The sequence below is a fragment of the Pseudomonas sp. TE3910 genome (assembly GCF_056279025.1).
Genome location: NZ_JBWBQN010000001.1, coordinates 3,968,828 through 3,991,710, shown reverse-complemented (window position 1 = coordinate 3,991,710; position 22,883 = coordinate 3,968,828). Strand labels below are relative to the sequence as shown.

21 protein-coding genes are annotated in these 22,883 nt (G+C 62.5%); 14 read left to right on the top strand and 7 right to left on the bottom strand.

Annotated features, from left to right (window positions below):
- Positions 1-59: 59 nt before the first annotated feature.
- The 6 genes from dusB to ACZ9H3_RS18210 all read left to right on the top strand — a co-directional run bounded on the left by dusB (position 60) and on the right by ACZ9H3_RS18210 (position 8,023).
- Positions 60-1,073, top strand: coding sequence for a tRNA dihydrouridine synthase DusB (gene dusB / locus ACZ9H3_RS18235; RefSeq protein ID WP_065757942.1), 1,014 nt, complete (start codon positions 60-62; stop codon positions 1,071-1,073).
- On the top strand, positions 1,070-1,390 hold the full coding sequence (fis, locus tag ACZ9H3_RS18230) for a DNA-binding transcriptional regulator Fis (RefSeq protein WP_003186237.1): 321 nt from the start codon (positions 1,070-1,072) through the stop codon (positions 1,388-1,390). The genes dusB and fis overlap by 4 nt, the downstream gene beginning before the upstream one ends.
- A gap of 82 nt (positions 1,391-1,472) precedes the next feature.
- Positions 1,473-3,074 carry a bifunctional phosphoribosylaminoimidazolecarboxamide formyltransferase/IMP cyclohydrolase gene (gene purH / locus ACZ9H3_RS18225; RefSeq protein ID WP_065757941.1) on the top strand — a complete coding sequence of 534 codons (1,602 nt, stop codon included), beginning with the start codon at positions 1,473-1,475 and terminating at the stop codon, positions 3,072-3,074.
- Positions 3,075-3,195: 121 nt separating this feature from the next.
- The gene (gene purD, locus ACZ9H3_RS18220; RefSeq protein ID WP_065757940.1) at positions 3,196-4,491 is read left to right on the top strand and encodes a phosphoribosylamine--glycine ligase; all 1,296 of its coding nucleotides are present in this window, start codon (positions 3,196-3,198) and stop codon (positions 4,489-4,491) included.
- Positions 4,492-4,615: 124 nt separating this feature from the next.
- The gene (locus tag ACZ9H3_RS18215; protein ID WP_330522331.1) at positions 4,616-7,399 is read left to right on the top strand and encodes a hybrid sensor histidine kinase/response regulator; all 2,784 of its coding nucleotides are present in this window, start codon (positions 4,616-4,618) and stop codon (positions 7,397-7,399) included.
- Positions 7,400-7,423: 24 nt separating this feature from the next.
- Positions 7,424-8,023 (top strand): MarC family protein, encoded by a 600-nt coding sequence (locus tag ACZ9H3_RS18210; protein ID WP_099773433.1) that lies wholly within the window; start codon positions 7,424-7,426, stop codon positions 8,021-8,023.
- Here the strand turns inward: ACZ9H3_RS18210 and ACZ9H3_RS18205 are convergent.
- The 7 genes from ACZ9H3_RS18205 to cobG all read right to left on the bottom strand — a co-directional run bounded on the left by ACZ9H3_RS18205 (position 8,005) and on the right by cobG (position 14,614).
- Positions 8,005-8,682: a hypothetical protein gene (locus ACZ9H3_RS18205; RefSeq protein WP_476221838.1), complete on the bottom strand. Its 678-nt coding sequence runs from the start codon at positions 8,680-8,682 to the stop codon at positions 8,005-8,007. The two genes, ACZ9H3_RS18210 and ACZ9H3_RS18205, sit on opposite strands and share 19 nt — an antisense overlap.
- Positions 8,683-8,705: 23 nt before the next feature.
- A complete protein-coding gene (locus ACZ9H3_RS18200) occupies positions 8,706-9,356 on the bottom strand; it encodes a hypothetical protein (RefSeq protein ID WP_099773431.1) in 651 nt (216 codons plus the stop codon).
- Positions 9,357-9,415: 59 nt separating this feature from the next.
- Entirely contained in the window at positions 9,416-10,117 is a 702-nt protein-coding gene (locus tag ACZ9H3_RS18195; protein ID WP_099773430.1) for a hypothetical protein, read from the bottom strand.
- A gap of 112 nt (positions 10,118-10,229) precedes the next feature.
- Entirely contained in the window at positions 10,230-11,936 is a 1,707-nt protein-coding gene (gene cobJ, locus ACZ9H3_RS18190; RefSeq protein WP_476221835.1) for a precorrin-3B C(17)-methyltransferase, read from the bottom strand.
- On the bottom strand, positions 11,936-12,667 hold the full coding sequence (locus tag ACZ9H3_RS18185; RefSeq protein ID WP_065757934.1) for a precorrin-2 C(20)-methyltransferase: 732 nt from the start codon (positions 12,665-12,667) through the stop codon (positions 11,936-11,938). Before ACZ9H3_RS18185 ends, cobJ begins: the two co-directional genes overlap by 1 nt.
- The gene (locus tag ACZ9H3_RS18180; RefSeq protein WP_163934925.1) at positions 12,667-13,293 is read right to left on the bottom strand and encodes a precorrin-8X methylmutase; all 627 of its coding nucleotides are present in this window, start codon (positions 13,291-13,293) and stop codon (positions 12,667-12,669) included. The genes ACZ9H3_RS18185 and ACZ9H3_RS18180 overlap by 1 nt, the downstream gene beginning before the upstream one ends.
- The gene (gene cobG, locus ACZ9H3_RS18175) at positions 13,286-14,614 is read right to left on the bottom strand and encodes a precorrin-3B synthase (RefSeq protein ID WP_476221833.1); all 1,329 of its coding nucleotides are present in this window, start codon (positions 14,612-14,614) and stop codon (positions 13,286-13,288) included. Before cobG ends, ACZ9H3_RS18180 begins: the two co-directional genes overlap by 8 nt.
- Before the next feature lie 116 nt (positions 14,615-14,730).
- Here cobG and cbiE point away from each other — a divergent pair, with 116 nt between their 5' ends.
- The 8 genes from cbiE to ACZ9H3_RS18135 all read left to right on the top strand — a co-directional run bounded on the left by cbiE (position 14,731) and on the right by ACZ9H3_RS18135 (position 22,770).
- Positions 14,731-15,942, top strand: coding sequence for a precorrin-6y C5,15-methyltransferase (decarboxylating) subunit CbiE (gene cbiE, locus ACZ9H3_RS18170; protein WP_476221831.1), 1,212 nt, complete (start codon positions 14,731-14,733; stop codon positions 15,940-15,942).
- Positions 15,935-17,029: a cobalt-precorrin-5B (C(1))-methyltransferase gene (locus ACZ9H3_RS18165; RefSeq protein ID WP_476221829.1), complete on the top strand. Its 1,095-nt coding sequence runs from the start codon at positions 15,935-15,937 to the stop codon at positions 17,027-17,029. Before cbiE ends, ACZ9H3_RS18165 begins: the two co-directional genes overlap by 8 nt.
- Positions 17,026-17,742, top strand: a complete 717-nt coding sequence (locus tag ACZ9H3_RS18160) for a cobalt-precorrin-6A reductase (RefSeq protein ID WP_476221827.1) — start codon at positions 17,026-17,028, stop codon at positions 17,740-17,742. The genes ACZ9H3_RS18165 and ACZ9H3_RS18160 overlap by 4 nt, the downstream gene beginning before the upstream one ends.
- A 118-nt stretch (positions 17,743-17,860) precedes the next feature.
- Positions 17,861-18,247 carry a DUF2946 domain-containing protein gene (locus ACZ9H3_RS18155; RefSeq protein ID WP_476221825.1) on the top strand — a complete coding sequence of 129 codons (387 nt, stop codon included), beginning with the start codon at positions 17,861-17,863 and terminating at the stop codon, positions 18,245-18,247.
- A gap of 46 nt (positions 18,248-18,293) precedes the next feature.
- Entirely contained in the window at positions 18,294-18,764 is a 471-nt protein-coding gene (locus tag ACZ9H3_RS18150) for a copper chaperone PCu(A)C (RefSeq protein ID WP_330522323.1), read from the top strand.
- 19 nt (positions 18,765-18,783) lie between these two features.
- Positions 18,784-19,200, top strand: a complete 417-nt coding sequence (locus tag ACZ9H3_RS18145; protein WP_476221823.1) for a DUF2946 domain-containing protein — start codon at positions 18,784-18,786, stop codon at positions 19,198-19,200.
- Between the two features lie 80 nt (positions 19,201-19,280).
- Positions 19,281-21,356, top strand: a complete 2,076-nt coding sequence (locus ACZ9H3_RS18140; protein WP_476221821.1) for a TonB-dependent copper receptor — start codon at positions 19,281-19,283, stop codon at positions 21,354-21,356.
- Positions 21,357-21,405: 49 nt separating this feature from the next.
- Entirely contained in the window at positions 21,406-22,770 is a 1,365-nt protein-coding gene (locus tag ACZ9H3_RS18135; RefSeq protein ID WP_476221819.1) for a PepSY-associated TM helix domain-containing protein, read from the top strand.
- The last annotated feature ends 113 nt before the right edge of the window (positions 22,771-22,883 follow it).

Here is a 22,883-nt window from a genome sequence, read left to right as displayed (position 1 = left end):
GGTATCATGCGATCCCTTTTTCGAACTCCAATGATCCGGCCCCACAACAGGGAACTCCTATGTCGGCGGTACGCATCGGCCCCTACACACTGCAGAATGCCTTGATCCTCGCGCCGATGGCCGGGGTGACGGACCAGCCTTTTCGTCAGCTTTGCCGACGCATGGGCGCGGGGCTTGTTGTCTCGGAAATGGTCAGCAGCGACATGAGCCTGTGGAACAGCCGCAAGTCGCGTCTGCGCATGATCCACGAAGGTGATCCCGAGCCACGCTCGGTACAGATCGCCGGTGGTGATGCGCAGATGCTGGCGGCGGCGGCCCGGGCCAACGTCGAGTTTGGCGCCCAGATCATTGATATCAATATGGGTTGCCCGGCAAAAAAAGTCTGCAACAAAGCCGCAGGCTCTGCTTTATTGAAAGATGAAGCCTTGGTCAGTGAAATCCTCCATGCGGTGGTTGCCGCGGTGGACGTACCTGTCACCCTGAAGATCCGCACGGGCTGGGACCGTGCAAACAAGAACGGCCTGACCGTGGCGAAAATCGCCGAGCAGGCCGGCATCCAGGCGCTGGCGGTCCATGGACGCACCCGCGCCGACCTGTATACCGGCGAAGCCGAATACGACACCATCGCGGCGATCAAGCAGGCGGTGTCGATACCGGTTTTTGCCAACGGCGATATCACCTCGCCAGAAAAGGCCCGTGTGGTGTTGAACGCCACTGGAGCCGACGGCCTGTTGATCGGCCGGGCTGCCCAAGGGCGGCCATGGATCTTTCGCGAGATCGAGCATTACCTGCGCACCGGCGAAACCTTGCCGGCACCGCAGTTGGATGAAGTGGAACGAATTCTGCTGGAGCACCTGGCCGCGCTGCACGCCTTCTATGGCGATGTGATGGGCGTACGCATTGCCCGCAAGCATGTCGGCTGGTATCTGGCAACGCTGCCGGGCGCCAAGGAGTTTCGCGCCCAGTTCAATCGTTTGGACGATACGCAAGCGCAGTGCGCCCACGTTCACGCCTTTTTCCGTGAACGTGAACAAAGCCTTGAGACAGAGGACGGACAAGGGGTGGCCGCATGACGATGATGACCGAGACTTTAGTGAGTGGAACAACGCCCGTGAGCGACAACGTCAACCTGAAACAGCACCTCAACACCCCGAGCGAAGAGGGCCAGACCCTTCGCGGGAGCGTGGAGAAGGCGCTGCACAACTACTTCGCGCACCTCGAGGGTGCTGCCGTCACGGACGTGTACAACCTGGTGCTCTCGGAAGTCGAAGCGCCGTTGCTCGAAAGCGTGATGAACTACGTCAAGGGCAACCAGACCAAAGCCAGTGAACTGCTCGGGCTCAACCGTGGCACGCTGCGCAAGAAACTCAAGCAGTACGACCTGCTCTAAGCATGAATCCAAACCAGAAAAGGCGGCTCCCATTCGATGAGGTCGCCTTTTTTGCTGAAACCACCGCGTTATGGAATCTGAAATGACCGACCAGACCACCCGCCTGCCGATCCGCCGCGCCTTGATCAGCGTTTCCGACAAGACCGGGATCCTTGAATTCGCCCGCGAACTGGAACAACTCGGTGTCGAGATCCTGTCCACCGGCGGCACCTTCAAGCTGCTCCGGGACAACGGCGTTGCTGCAGTCGAAGTCGCCGACTACACCGGCTTCGCTGAAATGATGGACGGCCGGGTCAAGACCCTGCACCCGAAAATCCACGGCGGTATCCTCGGTCGTCGCGGTACCGACGATGCGATCATGGAACAGCACGGGATCAAACCGATCGATCTGGTCGCGGTCAACCTCTACCCCTTCGAAGCCACCATCACCAAGCCAGGTTGCGACCTGCCGACCGCTATCGAGAACATCGACATCGGCGGCCCGACCATGGTGCGTTCGGCGGCCAAGAACCACAAAGACGTCGCCATCGTGGTTAACGCCAGCGATTACGCCAGCGTCCTGGAAAACCTCAAGGCCGGCGGCCTGACATACGCTCAGCGTTTCGACCTGATGCTCAAGGCCTTCGAGCACACCGCAGCCTACGACGGCATGATTGCCAACTACATGGGCACCATCAACCAGTCGGCGCAAACCCTGACCACCGAAGGCCGCAGCGAATTCCCGCGCACCTTCAACAGCCAGTTCGTAAAAGCCCAGGAAATGCGCTACGGCGAGAACCCGCACCAGAGCGCGGCGTTCTACGTTGAAGCCAAGCCAGCCGAAGCCAGCATCTCGACGGCCGTACAGCTGCAAGGCAAAGAGCTGTCGTACAACAACGTGGCCGACACCGACGCCGCGCTGGAGTGCGTGAAGAGCTTCGTCAAGCCGGCCTGCGTCATCGTCAAGCACGCCAACCCGTGCGGCGTGGCTGTCAGCCCTGAGGGCGGTATTCGCCAGGCCTACGAACTGGCCTACGCCACCGACACCGAGTCGGCCTTCGGCGGCATCATCGCCTTCAACCGCGAGCTGGACGGCGAAACCGCCAAAGCCATCGTCGAGCGTCAGTTCGTCGAAGTGATCATCGCCCCAAGCGTCAGCGACGAAGCCCGCGCCGTGGTTGCAGCCAAAGCCAACGTGCGCCTGCTGACCTGCGGCGAATGGCCTGCCGAGCGCGCTGCCGCCTGGGACTACAAGCGCGTCAACGGCGGCCTGCTGGTGCAGAGCCGCGACAATGGCATGATCTCGGCCAACGACCTGAAAGTCGTGACCAAGCGCGCGCCGACCGAACAGGAAATCAACGACCTGATCTTCGCCTGGAAAGTGGCCAAGTTCGTCAAGTCCAACGCGATCGTCTACGCCAAGAACCGTCAGACCATCGGTGTTGGCGCAGGCCAGATGAGCCGCGTCAACTCCGCGCGCATTGCTGCGATCAAAGCTGAGCACGCCGGCCTGCAGGTGCAGGGTGCGGTCATGGCCTCGGACGCGTTCTTCCCGTTCCGTGACGGCATCGATAATGCAGCTAAAGTGGGTATCACTGCCGTGATCCAGCCAGGCGGCTCGATGCGCGATGCAGAAGTCATTGCTGCCGCTGACGAAGCCGGCATTGCAATGGTCTTCACCGGCATGCGCCACTTCCGCCACTAAGCGCTCAGGCGCCGGCGTTGTCAGCGATACAGGCCGCGTGCAGTCCCCAGGGCTGCAGCGCGCCCATCGCCACAACGCTGGCTCCCGCAGTTTCCAGAATTAGCGTCATCGAGGTTTTGACATGAAGGTTTTGATTATTGGCAGCGGCGGTCGTGAACACGCCCTGGCCTGGAAAGTTGCCCAGGACCCACGCGTCGAGAAAGTCTTCGTCGCCCCAGGCAACGCCGGTACCGCTACCGAAGCCAAGTGCGAGAACGTCGCCATCGACGTCACCGCGCTGGAGCAGTTGGCTGACTTCGCCGAGAAAAACGTCACCCTGACCATCGTCGGCCCGGAAGGCCCGCTGGTCGCTGGCGTCGTCGATCTGTTCCGCAGCCGTGGTCTGGACTGCTTCGGCCCAACCAAGGGTGCCGCCCAACTGGAAGGCTCCAAGGCGTTCACCAAGGACTTCCTGGCACGCCACAAGATTCCGACCGCCGATTACCAGAACTTCACTGAAATCGAACCGGCACTGGCCTACCTGCGCGAAAAAGGCGCACCGATCGTGATCAAGGCCGACGGCCTGGCCGCGGGCAAAGGCGTGATCGTTGCCATGACCCTGGCAGAAGCCGAAGACGCCGTACGCGACATGCTCGCCGGCAACGCCTTCGGTGAAGCCGGTTCGCGCGTAGTGATCGAGGAATTCCTCGATGGCGAAGAAGCCAGCTTCATCGTCATGGTCGACGGCAATAATGTGCTGCCGATGGCCACCAGCCAGGACCACAAGCGCGTCGGCGACGGCGATACAGGCCCGAACACCGGCGGCATGGGTGCCTACTCGCCAGCACCGGTCGTAACCGCCGAGGTGCATCAGCGGGTCATGGACCAGGTGATCTGGCCGACCGTTCGCGGCATGGCCGAGGAAGGCAATGTCTACACGGGCTTCCTCTATGCCGGTCTGATGATCGACAAAGCGGGCAACCCGAAGGTCATCGAGTTCAACTGCCGTTTCGGCGACCCGGAGACCCAGCCCGTCATGCTGCGCCTGGAGTCGAGCCTGGTGCTGCTGATCGAAGCCGCATTCGCCAAGGCGTTGGACAAGGTCGAAGCACAGTGGAACCCGCAGCCAAGCCTGGGCGTGGTCTTGGCAGCTGGCGGCTACCCGGGCGACTACACCAAAGGTGCACCGATCCACGGCCTGGACGCTGCTGCCCAACTGACCGGCAAGGTGTTCCACGCGGGTACCGCACTCAAGGATGGCGCAATCGTCGCCACCGGCGGTCGTGTACTCTGTGCCACAGCGCTGGGCGAAACCGTTGAAGCCGCACAGCAGCAAGCGTACCGCCTGGCCCGTGAAATCAGCTGGGAAGGCAGCTTCTACCGCAACGACATTGGCTACCGTGCCATTGCCCGTGAGCGCGGTGAACATCAGCAGTAAAACGAGACCACGGGTACGCCTGGCGTACCCGACCAGACGACAAGGCCCCGCGCGGGCCTTGCCTTCGTCTCGGCCCGCCGCGCATAGTGGTACCCCGGCATTCAGCTAAGGAAGGGATTTCGTCGTGCGTTGGCTCAGGATTGCCATTGGCCTCACCGTCAGCCTGCTGACCCTGTTCTGCCTGTTTCCGGCGTCTGCCGAACATAGCGGTGGATGGGCCGTTTTGCTTGACGAGCAAGCCAACCTGCAACTGAGCGATGTACGCTCCGAACGCTACCGAAACCAGTTCAGTCCTATCCAGATCAGCCGACTCAACGCTGCCGCCCCCAATCACGCACTGTGGTTGCACTATCGGCTACCCCCGGGCGAGAACGAACAACTGTTGCGTGTCTTCGCTCCGGACTTGTCCAGCCTTGATCTGTATGTGCTGGATGGCAACGTGCTGCTCAAGCAGTCTCTCAACGGCCGCGTCGGTGACACCAGCGAACCCGTGCTGCGTAGCAGTGACCACTTGTTACGACTGCCCAACAGTGCAAAGCCACTGGATGTCTATCTACGGCTGGTTTCCGAACACCAGTTGCGCCCCGACATAACCCTGCAACCTGCTGCCGAAGCCGCCGCCGACCAGCGTGAAGCCGTAATGTTCGGCCTGCTGTTCGGTTGCATTGGCATGCTGATACTGCACAACCTCGCCCGTTTCGCCTATTCACGCTCAACCACCAGCCTGGCACTGGCCGCGTATCAGGGCCTGATGCTGTTCAGCGCACTGATTCTGCTGAACCTCGGCAGCCCCTGGATCAACCTCTGGCATTCTGCCCAAACCCCTGCGGCGTACCTGACAGCGCTGTTGGCAACGCTGTGCGGCCTGGTCTTTACCGCTCGTTTTTTCAATGGCTTCGATCAGCCTCGCCTGACTCGCCTGCTGCAGGCAGACCTGCTCCTGATCAGCCTCTGCGGCCTGGTGCTGCTGTTTGTCGATACCCTGCCGCTGAACCTGATGACCTACGCCCTGATGGCGTTAGGCAGCCTGAGCATGCTGTTGGTGGCCAGCTATCAATGCTACAAGGGGTATGCGCCAGCCAGGCTGCTCACCCTGGCCATGCTGGTGTTCAACATCGGCTGCCTGGTTGTGCTCCCGGCCCTGCTGGTGCTCACACGTACGCCGACCCAATGGTTACTGTTCATCCTGCTCGGGCTGACCGCGCTCAGTGGCTTGCTGCTGAACATGGCCGTCAGTGAGCGCTTGCGTACCATCAGAGAAGCGCGCTTCAGTGCCAGCCGCGCATTGGCCGCGAGCAATGCAGAGGTCAACGCCAAGGCCGAGTTTCTCGCCAGGATCAGCCATGAAATCCGCACGCCCATGAACGGTGTGCTGGGCATGACTGAACTGCTGCTGGGCACTCCGCTGTCGGTCAAGCAACGTGACTACGTACAAACCATTCATAGCGCCGGCAACGAACTGCTTACCCTGATCAACGAAATCCTCGACATCTCCAAGTTGGAGTCCGGGCAGATCGAACTCGACGACGTGCAGTTCGACCTCAATGCCCTGATCGAAGATTGCCTGGGTATCTTCAGGGCCAAGGCCGAACAGCAGAATGTGGAGTTGATCAGCTTCACCCAGCCGCAAGTTCCCCGGGTTATCAGTGGCGATCCGACACGCCTGCGCCAGGCCCTGCTGGGCCTGTTGGAGAATGCGCTGAAGACGGTCGATCAGGGCGAAATTCTACTGGTGATCGCCCTGGACCAACGTACTGACACTCCTCGCTTGCGCATTGCCGTACAGGACAGCGGCCAACCGATGGCCGACAGTGATCGCGATGCCTTGCTGCAAGCCGAGCTGAACAGCCGGCACTACCTCTCCGAAAGCAAGCTGGGCGGGCATCTGGGCCTGGTCATCGCCAAGCAGTTGGTCACCTTGATGCACGGCGAGTTCGGCATCAAGACCAGCCCCAATCAGGGCAACACCCTCTGGATAACCCTGCCGCTGGATCCGCAGCGCCTGGAACAACCCGCCGCCGACCTGGACGGCCCGTTGCGTGACGCCCGCGTGCTGGTGGTGGATGACAACGACACTTGCCGAAAAGTACTGGTACAGCAGTGCAGTGCCTGGGGCATGAACGTCAGTGCCGTGCCATCAGGCAAGGAAGCACTGGCCCTGCTGCGCACCAAGGCCCACCTGCGGGACTACTTCGATGCAGTACTGCTCGACCAGAACATGCCAGGCATGACCGGGATGCAACTTGCCGCCAAAATCAAGGAAGACCCGAGCCTGAACCACGACATCCTGTTGATCATGCTCACCGGCATCAGCAATGCGCCAAGCAAGATCATCGCGCGCAACGCCGGGGTCAAGCGGATCCTGGCCAAGCCTGTGGCCGGCTATACCCTCAAGACGACCCTGGCCGAGGAACTCAGCCAGCGGGCCAAAGGGCCACACCTGCCGCACGCCGCATCGTTCAGCCATCAGCCACTCCAGATGCCCAGCGACTTTCGCATCCTGGTTGCCGAAGACAACAGCATTTCGACCAAGGTCATTCGGGGCATGCTGGGCAAGCTCAACCTGGAGCCCGATACGGCCAGCAATGGTGAAGAGGCTTTGGCGGCAATGAAAGCGCAGCGCTATGACCTGGTCCTGATGGATTGCGAAATGCCCGTGCTGGACGGTTTTTCCGCCACCCAGCAGTTACGCGCCTGGGAAGCCAACACCCAACGCAAACGCACGCCAGTGGTCGCCCTGACCGCGCATATCCTTGCCGAACACAAGGAACGTGCACGCCTGTCGGGCATGGACGGGCATATGGCCAAGCCCGTTGAGCTGTCACAACTGCGTGAACTGATCGAACAATGGGTGGCCCGCCGAGAACAAGAGGCCAGCCAGGCGACAGGCACTGATACACTTCGTTGAGTCCATCAGCCGCGAGCCCACGCCATGCTTCATGAGTTGTTCAGCGTTTACCTGAAAATGCTCGTGCTCTACAGCCCGTTCTTTGTTCTGTCCTGTTTCATCAGCCTGACCCGTGGCTACTCCAGCAAGGAGCGCAAGCACCTGGCCTGGAAAGTCGCCATTGGCGTGCTCGTCTCCAGCGTTCTGCTGTACCTGTTCGGACGGGTAATCTTCGGCATCTTCGGTATCACCGCCGATGCCTTTCGCATTGGTGCGGGCAGCGTGCTGTTCATTTCCGCACTGGGCATGGCACAGGGCAAGTCTGCGGTGCAGACCGACAGCGTGCAGCAGGACGTCACCATCGTGCCACTGACCATACCGCTGACGGTCGGCCCTGGCACCATTGGTGCGCTGCTGGTGATGGGGGTTGGTCAACCGCACTGGGACGACAAACTGCTGGCCATCGTCAGTATCGCTGCAGCCAGCCTCACGGTCGGCCTGGTGCTCTACCTGTCCAACCGCATCGAACGCCTGCTCGGCGACCAGGGCCTGCAGATCGTCAGCCGGTTGATGGGGCTGTTCGTCTGCGCCCTGGCGGCGCAAATCATCTTTACCGGGATAAAGGGCTACCTGTTACCCGGCTGAGACTGACCGCGCACAAGCATGATGTACTGCCGAGATGCTTCCGCCATTTTGCGAGCGACAACAGCGCGTCGCTCCTGCCGGAACAAGCGGGTATTGAACCGCACCAACTCGACACGCGGTTGAAAAACCTCGACCAAGCTGGAACGCTGCAGAAAGAGAAACCCCTGCTGCTTTTGCGGCACCCGGATTTCCTGATGAAAGAGCACCAAGTCGACCTGCCCAGCTTTGCTCTGCATACAGGGCAGCAGTTGAAAGCGCACCTCATCACGGGAACGGGCACTGCTTTCGAACAAGGTAAGCGCCTTGTCATCATTGGCAAGCCGCTTCACTGCAAGATCGCAAGCCTGTGCATAGTGCTCGCGCCCATCCTGACCGATCATGGCCAGCGCCGCGTCCACCACTCGCTCACGGTCCGGGCCAGGCAGCGGGGTATCTGCAGGGGGCGTAGCGTCCCACCCGAGGTACTTGAGCGTGTTCTTGTAATAGGCAAACCAGTCCTCGATCTGACCTTTGTTGAAAAGATCCCGAGTCACCCGCTGCGCATACAAGTTAGCCAGCAGGACGTCCTCCCGATCATCGCCCATAACGCCTGGCAGAAACGTTGCTACGCTTCCGTCCACCACGACGGCGCTATCCTCTCGCTTATCCAGCATGTTCATACTCCCATCCTTGTGAAGTACCGTTAGACGTCTATCGACGTCATTGAGCTATCGCGTTCCGAACGCATCATCATGGCCAAGTCTTCCCGGATCGTTGCAAAGGTGCTCTCGTGAAGCTCAGCCGTGTAAAGCGACGTGTGGATGCTGCCCTTCAAGAGCCCCAAACACAGGTCTTGAAAGGTTTGAGAACTCTCCAGGAGCAAGTTGCCTCCAAGCAGAACAGGCCCAGGTTCGACAACCACAATGCCCAGCGCCAACTGGCTGCAACCCTTCGTTGATTGACTGCCTGAACGGATTAGCGACTGCTTGACGTGGTGTTGAGTCGGTAACTCGATAAAGCGCTGTAGCACGTCCCTGACGCGGCACCTTGATAAGGTCGAAACGAGCGCTACCAGCGCCTCCGTAAAGTCCTCGACAGGCTTGGATACACCGCAGTAGACATCCCTCTCGATGCGATAGCGCTGCGCTGATACAAGCCAGCCTAACGCTGATTGCGCCTCTCGATGTACCGCTAGCCAGCCTTCATAGTCGAGAAACATCGAGCACTCGCTGTCGGCCTTTAACCGGGCAAAAAGCTGCGTATCCAGCACATCACTGCGTTCTTGCTTCGACAACGCGCGGGACAGCAGCAACAACGTACTACCACAGAGAAACTCTTCGTACTCTATTTGCATGTCAGCGCTCCCTGCTAACAAGGAGGGGGGCAATACGTCCCCCCCTCCGTTGGCGGATATCAACGCTTGAGCTTGAGGCTCAACAGGGTTTTCCGGGCGTTGTCAGCTACCTCACCCTCGACCACGTCTTTGTTACGCTCATACAGCGAGCGGTGGAAAGTGAAAGCAGCAGAACCGGTATACGTCTCGGCATTGCTGCCGCTCCAGCTGAAAAACAGCAAGCCGGTTTTCTTGTCTGGCGTTTGGTTTACCTGCACGGCACCAACGGTCATGATCACCTCACCGTTAGGCTGCTCCATGCAAGACGCCACACTCAGGCTGGTACCTTGCTTGCTCACCGCATTACGGGAAATCACACTGATAGCCTCGTCAGCCTTGTCCAGTGCCTTCAGGGCATTGCCTGCAACAACCGGCAAAACAGAAGCACTGGTACCGCCGGAGCCCAGAAGGCTCACAGCACCCGCCAGAGCGTGAACCATAAGACCATCCATGGTGAACTCACGGTTGCTGGACTTCTCCTTGCTGTAGGTGTACTTGATCGAAACCCAGCCGCAGGCCTGCATGGTTTGAATGTAAACCTCAAACCACTTCTGCCCTTCCTCATTCGGGTGATGAGCGGCGGTGGCTGCCTGGCTTGCAAACAGATGGCAGTACTTGGCTGCTTCGCGGTTGCTCAGCGACATGCCTTTGACAAACGAAAGTACTTCTCCACTTGCTACTTCTGCAACATCGCTGGAGGTGTCCAAGATTGGGTTGTTCATGATTGATTCGTCCTTGATCGTTAGTGGTAACAGAGCCAGTGGTGACTCTGCGCCCACACTAAGACAACGATCCAGGTCATTCAGGACAGAAACACTTCCCGGGTGATCCCGCTCAGCTAGCTGGCTTGTCGCCATACCAGCGTGGCGTGTACACCCATTGGCCGCCCTCAGGACGAGGGAACACGCAGGTGGTGGACGACCCCACCAACACCATGGTGCGCATGTCCACCTGCTCAGGGGTCAGCTCCCCCAGGGTAATGGCGCGCAATGTTTGCCCCGGCCTACCGATATCACGGCCAAGGACTACAGGCGTCTGCGCCGTACGGTGCTGACGTACGATTTCCAGGGCACGCCCCAGTTGCCAAGGCCGCGAACGCGAAATCGGGTTATAGAAAGCCAGCGCCAGATCTGCCTGAGCCGCCAGGTCGAGGCGTTTCTCGATAATCGACCACGGCTTGAGGTTGTCCGACAGCGACAGTACACAGAAGTCATGGCCCAATGGCGCACCCGCTTGAGCGGCGGTGGCCAGCGAGGCTGAAACCCCCGGCAGGATCTCCAGGTCAACCGCATGCCAGGCCGGGTCGTCTGACTCATGAAGGGCTTCCAGTACCGCTGAGGCCATGGCGAACACGCCGGGGTCACCCGACGATACCACCACCACCGAACGGCCCTGGACCGCCAACTCGAACGCGTGACGCGCGCGCTGCATCTCTTCGCGGTTATCGGTGCAATGCAGCACCTGATCGTCGCGGAACGGGCCGGCCATACGCACGTAGGTCTCGTACCCCAGCACATCGTTGGCGCGGGCCAACTCGGCCTTGACCGCCGGCACCATGAACTGCGCAGCACCTGGCCCCAGGCCAATCACCGCCAGTCGACCACGGGCACGGCCGATCGACTGAACGTCGATAGGCTGACTGGCCACGGCAATCGCAATGCCGTCACCCATCGCCTGAGGCAGCAGCAGTTGAGGCAGGGCCTGTGCCGCCAGTGCCACAACACTGTCAGCCGCCGGGGCGAAACGCAAGGCAACGCCCAACTCAGCCGCGGCATCACGCAGCGCCGGGCTGCTCATCTCGCTGTCTGCCGCCAACAGGCAGGCCAGCGCGGGCTCGGCAATCTTCGCCGCCTGCAGGGCAGCGCGCACGGCCTGAGCCGGTTCAGGCACTGTTGCGCTGATTGCCACCAATACGCAGCGCGGATGGATCAACAGCTCATGGGGCGAAGGCTCACGGGCTTCACAGCCGACATGGATCGAACGCTGCGCCTGTTCATCGTGCGGCAGTTGGGCTTGAGCCAACCAAGGCGCCGCCCCTTCAATACGCACCGGCTCACCAGCCAGCAGGTCGGAGACAAAGCGCTTACCCAGCTCAAGATCAGCCAAGGCATAACCACTGGGCGGGTTGAGCAGGCAGGTGCCAAAGCGCAACTCTCCACTGGTGGTGATCGCCGCCGCAACGCCCAGGCCGGCGGCAATTTCACGGGCCATTACGTTGACGCCACCCAGCCCCCCCAGCAACGGCACCACGGCGCTGCCATCTTCGGCCACGGCCAGCACCGGAGGCTCAGCGCCCTTTTCCAGCAACAGATCGGCCAAGGTACGGATAACAATACCAGCGGCGCACAGGGCGATAATCGGCGTGTCCTGCTGATACAGCTGGCGCAGGGTCTGGCCGAACGCCTGATAACTCAGGTCGGCACCCTCGACCCGGCCCGCGAGGCCATGGATAAGGGCGTCGGGATACACCTGCTGGATTTTCCGGGCAGTGGCCAGGCTGCCCTTGCCGAGAATCACGATGGCCGGAGCCTTGCGCGCCATCACCCTTGCCACCTCTCACCCGGCACGATAATCAGCGAGAAATAAGGTGACGATTGCGGGTCGACCTCATCCAGCGCGACGATCTTCTGATTGGCCATGGTCGCCCGCTCGACATACAACGCACGCTCGGCCAGCCCCAGTTCGCTCAGCACCTGACGGACCTTGGGGAAGTTGCGCCCCAGCTTCATGATCACTGCCGCATCGGCATCGGCCAGGCGGCGCTTGAGTTCTTCGTGTGGCAACACGCCCGAGAGAACCGACAGGCTCTGGTTGCGATACACCAGCGGCGCGCCCAACACAGAAGCACCGCCCAGCATCGAGCAGACACCCGGCACCACCTGCGCGTCGTAACGCTCGGCAAGGCGGTCGTGCAGGTACATGTATGAGCCGTAGAAGAACGGATCGCCTTCGCAGATCACCGCCACATCGCGACCGGCATCCAGGTGCGCCGCCACGTCAAGGCTGGCCTGATCGTAGAAATCGCTGATGACCTGCTCATAGGACAATGGCGCTGGCAGTGCTTCGGTGGTCACCGGATAGACCAGTGGCAACAGGGTCTGGGCATCCTGCAAATGCGCTTCGATAATGCCGAATGCGTTGCCACGCTTACCCTTGGCAACAAAGTACGCCACCACCGGCGCCTCGCGCAGCAGGCGCAAAGCCTTGACGGTGATCAGCTCCGGATCACCCGGGCCGACGCCCAGGCCAAGCAAACGTCCACGAGCCTGCATCACTCCACCTCCGTGGCCAGGGCGTTGACCGCCGCTGCGGCCATGGCGCTGCCGCCACGGCGGCCTTCGACGATCACAAACGGCACGCCACGGCTATCGGCGGCGAGCATGGCCTTGGACTCGGCAGCACCGACAAAGCCCACCGGGAACCCCAGGATCAGCGCGGGCTTGGGCGCCCCGGCATCAATCATTTCCAACAGGTAGAACAAGGCGGTGGGGGCATTGCCAATCACCACCACACTGCCTTCCAGGTAAGGGCGCCACAGCTCCAGCGCCACCGCCGAGCGGGTGTTGCCCAGCTCGCGGGCCAGGTCCGGCACGCTGTCGTCCTTGAGGGTGCAGATCACCTCGTTGTTAGCCGGCAGGCGCGCACGGGTAATGCCTTCGGCAACCATCCGCGCATCACAGAGAATCGGCGCACCCGCCGCCAGCGCATCGCGCCCGGCCTTGCCCGCGCCCGGGGAGAAACGCAGGGCATCAACCACCTCGACCATGCCGCACGCGTGAATCACCCGCACCGCGAGCTTTTCCAGGTCAGCCGGAATCCGCTCAAGACGGGCTTCCTGGCGAATGATGGCGAAGGAGTTGCGATAAATCTCCTGGCCGTCGCGGATGTAATCAATCATCGATGTTGCTCCATAAGCGGGTGTCCAGATAAACGCCCGCTTCTTCTATTGTCAGATTGCGCCCGCTGAGGACGCCCAGGCCCGGCTGCGCCGGGTCGTGAAAATACAGGTCGTAATGACCGGGGCCCACGGCCAGCAGCGTGGCTGGCGCGGCATGGGCCATGGCACAGGAGCGCTGGCAGCCGCTGAGGTGAACAGCACCAAGCGGGCCCGATCGGGATAGCAGCGGGGCCAGCCGCTGGGCATCGCCCTTGGTGTCGGACAGCGCCTTGGCACAGCCCGTCGAACCGGTGCACGCGACTAGTCGGGCCATGGGTTCACGCACGTCACACAGCAACCCCAGTGCGCTCAAACCGGCCAAGGCCGCCGAGGCCTGCTCCACGGCGACGTTCGGCAACAGCACACCCTGCCATGGCGTCATGCGCAGGCTACCGTCACCCCACTCGCGCGCAAGCCGCGCAACACCACGCAATTGCTCGGCACTCAACCGCCCCAAAGGGGCCACTGCACAGACGGCCGCATGATCGGGCTGATGCTGTGGGTAGACTCCCAGCGGCTGGGCAAGGTCACCCACGCCCCTGCGCCATTGGCGAACGGCAACATCGCGCCGTAGCGTCAGGGGCAAACGGGCAACGAACGCCTCCACGTCCATTGTCGCCAACAACTGGCGCATACGCGCCTGCTCGGGCGAGGCCAGATCAAGAAAGGTGTTCAGTACCGCCAGCACCAGCGCATGCCCTTGTGCCAACGGCACCGCGCCCAATGCGGCGTCCTCACTCGGGCACCCTGCCAGCCCGAATGCCAGCCAGGGCTGACCTTCCAGGCTCAGTGCCGATAGCCACAGGTCATGAGGGTGACGGAGCATGGCCATCGCTTCACCGCCATCCAGCTGCACGGCGAACTTGGGTGAGAGTTGCTGAAAACGTGGGCTGCTTTGCAACGAATCGAGAATCTGCCGGGCCAATGGCCGGGTATCGAACAGCATGGCGCGGTCCAGGCCCGCCGTTGGGCTGAGCATCAGGTTGCGCACATCATCACCGGCCATCTGGGTCGGCCCCAGGCCCGCCGCGAGCAAACAGGCAATCAACGCGTCGCGCTCGGTGCCGATGCCGCGAATCTGCAGGTTGCTGCGGTTGGTCAGCTCGATCACTCCGATGGCAAAACGCTCGGCCGCCTCGGCCACCGCATCAGCCTGGCCGGCACTGATTTCGCCGCCATTGAGCTTGATCCGGGAAATACCGCCATCCAGCGCCTGGACGATGCGCCACAACCCCGGACAGGCCGAGGGGCGTAACGCAGGGGACGGCTGTAGCTCGTTCAAAAGATCACCCGATAATCGTCAAAAGGCGCTGGTCGTTGGAAGGCGCGGTATTATGCCTGCTTTGTCCGGCAGCAGGATAAGCCTGCTGGTCGGATTGGCAGTGTAGAGGATGCGGCATGGCCCCCTGGCTCACCCTGGTAGGAATCGGCGAAGACGGCTTCAACGGCCTCGGCAAGCAAGCCCGCAGGGCGCTGCTCGGCGCTGCGCGGGTGTTTGGCAGCCCACGGCAGTTGGCCTTGCTGCCACGCTGCATCGGCGCTGAACGCGAGCCCTGGCCCAGCCCGTTTTCCTTGACGCCGTTGTTGGCGCTGCGCGGTGAAGCGGTGTGTGTATTGGCCAGTGGCGACCCCATGCTGTATGGCGTGGGCGCCAGCCTGGCACGCCAGGTCGCGGCCAGTGAAATGACCGTGCTACCGGCACCGTCTTCCTGTTCGCTGGCGGCGGCCCGGCTCGGCTGGGCGCTGCAAGACGTTGTCACCCTCTCGGTCGTCGCTCGCCCGGTCGCCGCGGTGGCCGCTCACCTCTATACCGGTCAGCGCCTGCTGGTGCTGAGCAACGACGCCAGCAGCCCTGCAGCGCTGGCCGAACTGCTGCGTGCCAGAGGCTTTGGCGCCAGCCGCATGGTGGTGCTGGAGCACTTGGGAGGCCCGCTGGAGCGCCAACACGAAGGGCATGCCAATACCTGGTCCAACCCGGACGTCGCAGCACTGAATGTCGTTGCCATCGACTGCCAGGCCGACCCCGACGCGCCGCGCCTGTCGCCCTTGGCCGGCCTGCCGGATTCCGCCTTTCGTCATGATGGCCAGATCACCAAGCGCGATGTACGCGCCATCACCCTCGCCCGGCTCGCCCCGCAACCTGGCGAACTGCTCTGGGACGTTGGCGCCGGCAGCGGCTCCATCGGCATCGAATGGATGCGCGCGCACCCCAGTTGCCGGGCTCTGGCCATTGAGGCCGACGAAGGCCGCCAACAGTTGATCGAACACAACCGCGATGCACTCGGCGTACCCGGCCTGCAACTGATCCGTGGGCGCGCACCGCACGCGCTGGCAGGCCTGGAGCAGCCCGATGCGATCTTCATCGGCGGCGGTGTCACCCGTGAGGGTGTGCTGCAGCACTGCTGGAATCAGTTGCGCCCCGGGGGCCGTCTGGTCGCCAACGCCGTGACCCTGCAAAGCGAGGCCACCCTGGCCGACTGGCGTGAGCGCCACGGCGGCGAACTGACCCGCATTCACATCGCCCAGGCGCAGCCGCTGGGTGAGTTCGACACGTGGCGCCAGGCGCTCCCCATTACCCTGCTCGATCTGGTCAAACCCCTCGATGCGTGACGAAACGGCCGAACAACCCGCGCCACTGCGCAGTGGCCTGACCACCGGTAGCTGCGCCACAGCCACCAGCCTGGCGGCGGCTCGCCTGCTGCTGACGGGGCAAGCCAGTGATGCGGTGCAGATCACCCTGCCCAAGGGCAAGGTAGTGCAGATGCGCCTGGAGTTCTGCCGCTTGCTCGACGACGGCGCCGAAGCTGGAACGCTCAAGGATGCCGGTGACGACCCGGATGTCACCCACGGTGCGCTGCTCTACAGCCGCGTTCGCCTGCAAGCACAGCCGGGCGTACGGTTTGTCGCGGGCAGCGGCGTCGGCACCGTGACCCGCCCCGGGCTGGTGCTGGCGGTGGGCGAGCCAGCCATCAATCCTGTGCCTCGGAAGATGATGACTGAACACCTGCAACGGCTGGCAGAGGAAGCCGCCTACGCCGGAGGGTTTGAAGTGACTGTGAATGTCCGCGATGGCGAAAACCTCGCCTTGAAAACCATGAACCCACGCCTGGGGATTATCGGCGGGCTGTCGATTCTCGGCACCAGCGGCATCGTCCGACCGTTTTCCTGCGCAGCCTACATCGCCTCGATTCATCAAGGCATCGATGTCGCCAGAACCAACGGTTACCTGCACATCGCAGCCTGCACCGGCAATGCCAGTGAAGACACCATGCGCCAGTACTACAACTTGCCGGAAATCGCCCTGATCGAAATGGGCGACTTCGTCGGTGCGGTGCTCAAGCACCTGCGCAAGGTGCCTGTGGACAAGCTGAGTATCTGCGGGGGGTTCGGCAAGATCAGCAAGCTGGCCGCCGGGCACATGGACCTGCACAGCCGCCACTCCAGTATCGACCTGCCACAGTTGGCCGGGTGGGCCGCTGCCATTGGTGCCGACGCCGAGCTACAGGCGGCCATCATCCAGGCCAACACCAGCCAGCAGGCGCTGGCGCTGGCTCACGCGGCGGGCGTAGCCTTGGGCGATGCCGTCTGCGCTCATGCCCGGGCCTTCGCGCAAACCATCGTCCCACCCCAGGTGCAGGTGGAAGTCTTCGCCATCGACCGCCAAGGCGGCATTGTCGGCCAGGCGGGTGTGCAATGAGCCCACGTATCCTGCTGCTCGGAGGCGTCACCGAAGCCTTGGCCATTGCGCGTCAACTGGGCCCCGAGCACGTCTACAGCCTGGCGGGGGTTGGGCGCGTACCGCAGGACCTGCCCTGCCAGGTACGTGTTGGCGGGTACGGCGGCGCGCAAGGGCTGGCGGCGTACCTACAGGCAGAAGGCATCCGCCTGCTGATCGACGCCACGCACCCGTACGCCGCACAAATCAGCCACAACGCGGTTCTCGCGGCCAAGCAGGTGGGCATCCCGTGCTGGGCACTGCGTCGCACGGCCTGGCAAGCACAACCTGGAGATGACTGGCGTGAAGTGGCCGACTGGGGCGAACTGATGCAGGCGCTGGCCCCCTTCCAGCGCCCGCTGTTCACCCTGGGCCGCGAGCCGTTGCAGCACCTGGACGAGATACCATCGCAGCAATTCTGGACCCTGCGCGCACTGGAGAGCTGCCCCGGCAACGAGCGCTGCGAAATCATCGGTGCACGCGGGCCGTTCTGCATCGACGACGAACGTGCCTTGTTTGAGCGTCGGCAGATCGACGTGCTGATCAGCAAGAACAGTGGCAGCAGCGCCACCGAGCCCAAACTGGACGTGGCGCGCGAGCGCGGGGTGCCGGTGTTGATTCTCGAGCGCCCGGCATTGCCGGAGGCAGACCGCCTGTTCTGGTCGACACAGGCATTGCTGGAGGCGCTGCATTAAACGCCCGGTCAGTCCGGCAGGCTCAGCCTGCGGCACTTCATCGCACCCGGGCTTTTGTACTTATACTGGCACTTCTGGCTAAATGGCCAACACTCACGATTCCTGACCGGATCTTTCCATGCCACGACAACGGCTTGCCTATGCCTGGATCGCCTGCATCGCCGTATTGGTGAACATGCTGGCGATGCCGTTGTCCGCGGCCGCGCCGAAGGGGCAAGCCGAGCAACTGCTCTGGGGGGCGTTCTGCTCTGGTAGCGGTACGCAGTTGGTAGCGATTTCGCTGGGCCAGACCGAGCCCGGGCCGGCGAATGACGATCATTCCGTGATGCAGCACTGCTGGTGCTGCTCCGGATCGGCACCCGTGCTGGCGCTACCGGCACAGGCACCGCAGCTGCTGTTGCCCGAACAGGCGTTCGGCATACCGCAACCCCTGTTCAGCACGCTTCAGCCAACACCGCGGCAATTGTGGCCCGCCCTCAATCCTCGTGCCCCACCTCTGGTTTGATTCTCTACGCTATCCGTTGCGAAACCGAATCGACTGGAGAACTACCATGCTATTGAAAGCCTTTGCCCTGGCCGCCCTGCTGCTGCCGGTGACGTTTGCCAACGCCCATGAATACACCAAGGGCGATCTGCACATCGCGCACCCATGGTCGCAAGAACTACCGCCCAACGCGCCCAATGTGGCGGCCTATTTCGTTGTTCACAACAAGGGCAACAGTGCCGACCGCCTGCTCAGCGTCGCATCCCCCATCAGCGACAATGCCGAGCTGCACGAGCACCTGATGAAGGACGGCCTGATGAAGATGCAGCAGGTGCCTAGCGTCGTCGTTCCCGCCGGCAGCGACCTGGTCTTCGCCCCAGGCGCCTATCACGTCATGCTCATGCAGCCCAAGGACCGCAGCCTGCTGCGCGACGGCAAGCGTTTCCCGCTCACGCTGCATTTCGAGAAGGCCGGCGATATCACGGTTGAGGTCGCGGTACAGAAGCAGCCGCCCGAAGAGGCTGCCCACAGCCATTGATCGCTGACGCGTCCCCGCGATGAGCACCTTGCGCCAACGCCAGATCCGGCCCGCATCACCTCGCGGCAGCTGGCTGAGCCTGTTCGCCATGTTGATGATCTTCATCGGCCCACTGATTTCTCAGTCGATGCCGATGGATCATCGTGCCTCCATGCCTGCAGGGATGGAGATGGGCATGGAGATGGCCTGTCACGAGGGTGCTCAGGCGACCGGTGAACACAGGGACTCACCGTCACTGCACGTCCTGTGGGAGAAGTGCGGCTACTGCAGCCTGTTCTTCCACTGCCCGGCCCTGCCCCAGACGCACAGCCTGCTGGAAAGCGCCGTCACACCGGCCAGCACAGGGCTGATCGTCCAGCCTCGCCAAGGCCATGCCCGCCAAGCGATCTTCCCTGGCGCCCGAACCCGCGCTCCGCCTACCCCGTTTTCAGTCTGAACCCACTTGTTATCGAACTCGGCCCGGGCGTCTGCCCGAAGGTCGACGTCTGCCTTTGACTGAAAAACGTTGGAATGATTATGTCTGGCTGCACCGCTATGTTTCGTCTGTCCCTGCGCGGCACTATCGCCGTGGCCTGTGGCTCCCTGCTCAGCCCGTTCATCCTGGCCGCCGAGCAAGGCCATGAGAACCACACTCAAGACCCAGCCGAACTGAGCCCCACGGTCATCACCGCTGTGGCGCCCAGCTCACCGCTTACCGTGGTCACCAACCCCAAGGACCCTCGCCAGCCCGTACCCGCCAGCGACGGTGCCGACTACCTGAAGACCATCCCCGGGTTCTCCGCCATTCGCGCAGGCGGCACCAACGGCGACCCGGTGCTGCGCGGCATGTTCGGCTCACGCCTGAACATCCTCACCAACGGCGGCGTAATGCTCGGCGCTTGCCCAAGCCGTATGGATGCGCCGACGTCCTACATCGCACCGGAAACCTACGACCGCCTGACCGTGATCAAAGGCCCGCAGACCGTCCTCTGGGGGCCGGGCGCATCAGCAGGAACCATCCTTTTCGAGCGCGAGCCCGAGCAATTCGGCGAGCTTGGCAGCCGGGTCAACGCCAGCGTGCTGGCCGGCTCCAACGGCCGCTTCGACAAGGTGCTGGACGCGGCGGCAGGCGGCCAATTGGGCTATGTACGTGTCATCGGCAACCAATCGCACTCGGATGACTACGAGGATGGTAACGGCGACACGGTGCCGTCCCGCTGGGACAAGTGGAACGGCGACGTCGCCCTCGGCTGGACGCCAGACGCCGACACCTTGCTGGAGCTGACCGCCGGCAAGGGCGACGGTGAAGCGCGGTATGCCGGGCGAGGCATGGACGGGTCGCAGTTCAAACGCGAAAGCCTGGGCCTGCGCTTCGAGAAATCCAACCTTGGCGACGTGCTCGACAAGGTCGAAGCGCAGGTCTACTACAACTACGCCGATCACGTGATGGATAACTACAGCCTGCGTACACCGCCCACCAGCGGCATGATGGCCGGGCCGATGGTCAGCAACGTCGACCGCCGCACCATGGGCGCGCGGATCAAGGCGACCTGGCGCTGGGCCGATGTGACGCTGATCAGCGGTATCGATGCGCAGACCAACGAACACCGCAAACGTGGCGGCATGGGCATCGATGCACACAAGGACAAACCGTGGAGCAAAGATGCCGACTTCCACAACTACGGCGTATTTGGTGAACTGACTTGGGAAACCACCCAGCAGGATCGGCTGATCACCGGCGCACGCCTGGACCGCGCCTCGGCCAAAGACTATCGCAAGACCACGTCAGGCATGATGCCGCGGCCCAACCCCACCTACGGTGACACCCGTGCCGACACCCTGCCCAGCGGTTTTGTACGCTATGAGCACGACCTCGCGGCCATCCCGGCTACCACCTACATCGGCCTCGGGCATGCCCAGCGCTTCCCGGACTACTGGGAACTGTTCTCGCCCAAATCCGGCCCTGACGGCTCGGTGAATGCCTTCGACGCGATCAAGCCGGAGAAAACCACCCAGCTCGACTTCGGTATCCAGTACCAGACCGACGTGGTCGAGGCCTGGGCCTCCGGTTACGTTGGCCAGGTGCGCGACTACATCCTGTTCGACTACACCCAGAACAGCTCCCAGGCCCAGAACATCGATGCACGGATCATGGGCGGTGAACTCGGTGCCGCCTACAAGCTGACCTCCAACTGGAAAGCCGATGCCACCCTGGCCTACGCCTGGGGCAAGAACAGCAGCGATGGCGCGGCCCTGCCACAAATGCCGCCGTTGGAAAGCCGCCTGGGCCTGACCTACAGCCGCGATGACTGGAGTGCCGGCGCGCTGTGGCGCGTGGTAGCGGCGCAGAACCGCATTGATGAAAACAAGGGCAACGTGGTCGGCAAGGACTATGAAAAGAGTGGGGGCTTCGGCGTGTTCTCGCTCAACGGCGCTTACCGCGTGAACAAGAACCTCAAGCTCAGCACAGGCGTCGACAACCTGTTCGACAAAGCCTACGCCGAACACCTGAACCTGGCGGGTAACGCCGGCTTCGGTTATCCGGCCAATGACCCACAAGCGATCAACGAGCCGGGCCGTACGTTCTGGACCAAAGTCGACCTGAGTTTCTGATGCAGCCGGGCGCGGCTGAAAAGCCGCGCCCACACCGCTGGAGCGTGCAATGAAAAAAGTACAACCGTCTTTCTACAACCTGGCCTGGCGCTGGCACTTCTACGCCGGGTTGTTCGTGGCTCCGATTATGATCCTGCTGGCCATCACCGGGATCATCTACCTGTTCAAGCCACAGCTTGATCCGCTGATGTACCGTGACCTGATGGTGGTCGACGCGGGCCATCACCGGCAAAGCGCCGACACCCTGCAACAATACGTACAACACGCCTACCCACAGGGACATGTCGGGCAATACCTGCCAGCCCCGGCGACCGATCGCAGTGCGCAATTCGTGGTGCATGAGGGCGGGCGAGAACTGAATGTATTCATCGACCCCTACACAGGCACTGTACTCGGCGCGCAGGATGCCAAGCGCAACCTGCAAGCGGTGGCCCGTGCGCTACACGGCGAGCTGATGATCGGCACGGTCGGTGACCGCGTGGTTGAATTGGCCGCAGGCTGGGGCATCGTCCTGGTGGTGTCCGGGCTGTACCTGTGGTGGCCACGCGGCAAAGCTTCGGCTGGCGTGCTGTGGCCGCGCCTGGGCGCACGCGGGCGTCTGTTCTGGCGCGACCTGCATGCCGTCAGCGGTTTCTGGGGCTCAGCCTTGCTGTTGCTGATGTTACTCAGTGGCATGACCTGGACCGGCTTCTGGGGCAAACAATACGCCGACCTGTGGAACCGCTTTCCGGCGGCCATGTGGAACGACGTACCGCAGTCCGACCAGCAGGCCCGCACCCTCAACAACGCCAACCGGCAGACCGTGCCTTGGGCCGTGGAAAACACGCCAATGCCACAGTCCGGCGCACACGCTGAACATGCCGGTCACGTGGCCGCCAACTCGGCACCCGCTTTGCCACAGGTAAGCCTGCAACAGGTCGAAGACATCGCCACTGCGCGCCAGGTTGAACCGGGCTACAGCATCACCCTGCCGAGCACGGCCGAAGGTGTTTTCACCATTGCCGTGTTCGCCGACGACCCGCGTAACGACGCCACCCTGCATGTCGACCAGTACACCGGCAAGGTGCTGGTGGATGTGCGCTGGCAGGATTACAACGGCGTTGCCCGAGCCACTGAGCTGGGGGTGATGTTGCACGAAGGCAAATTGTTTGGCCTGGTCAACCAGCTCATCGTGTTGCTGATCTGCCTGATGATCCTGCTAGGCGCGGTCAGCGGGTTGGTGATCTGGTGGAAACGCCGACCTCAAGGTGGGCTGGGCGTACCGCCCCTGCGACATGACCTGCCACGCTGGAAGTCGGCCACCGTGATCATGCTCGGCCTGGGCATTGCCTTCCCGCTGGTGGGTGCCTCGATGCTGGTGGTAGGGCTGCTGGACCGAGGGCTGGGCCGTCGCGTCCTGGCACCCGCAACCTGACCTCGCCCTGCCCGACTCAATACCAGCCATGAGCCATTCCTGTGCAATCGCCCCCGTAACGAGCGTACCGGGGCGTCATCACAGTGCATTCCATTTGCCCCTGAACCTGTAAA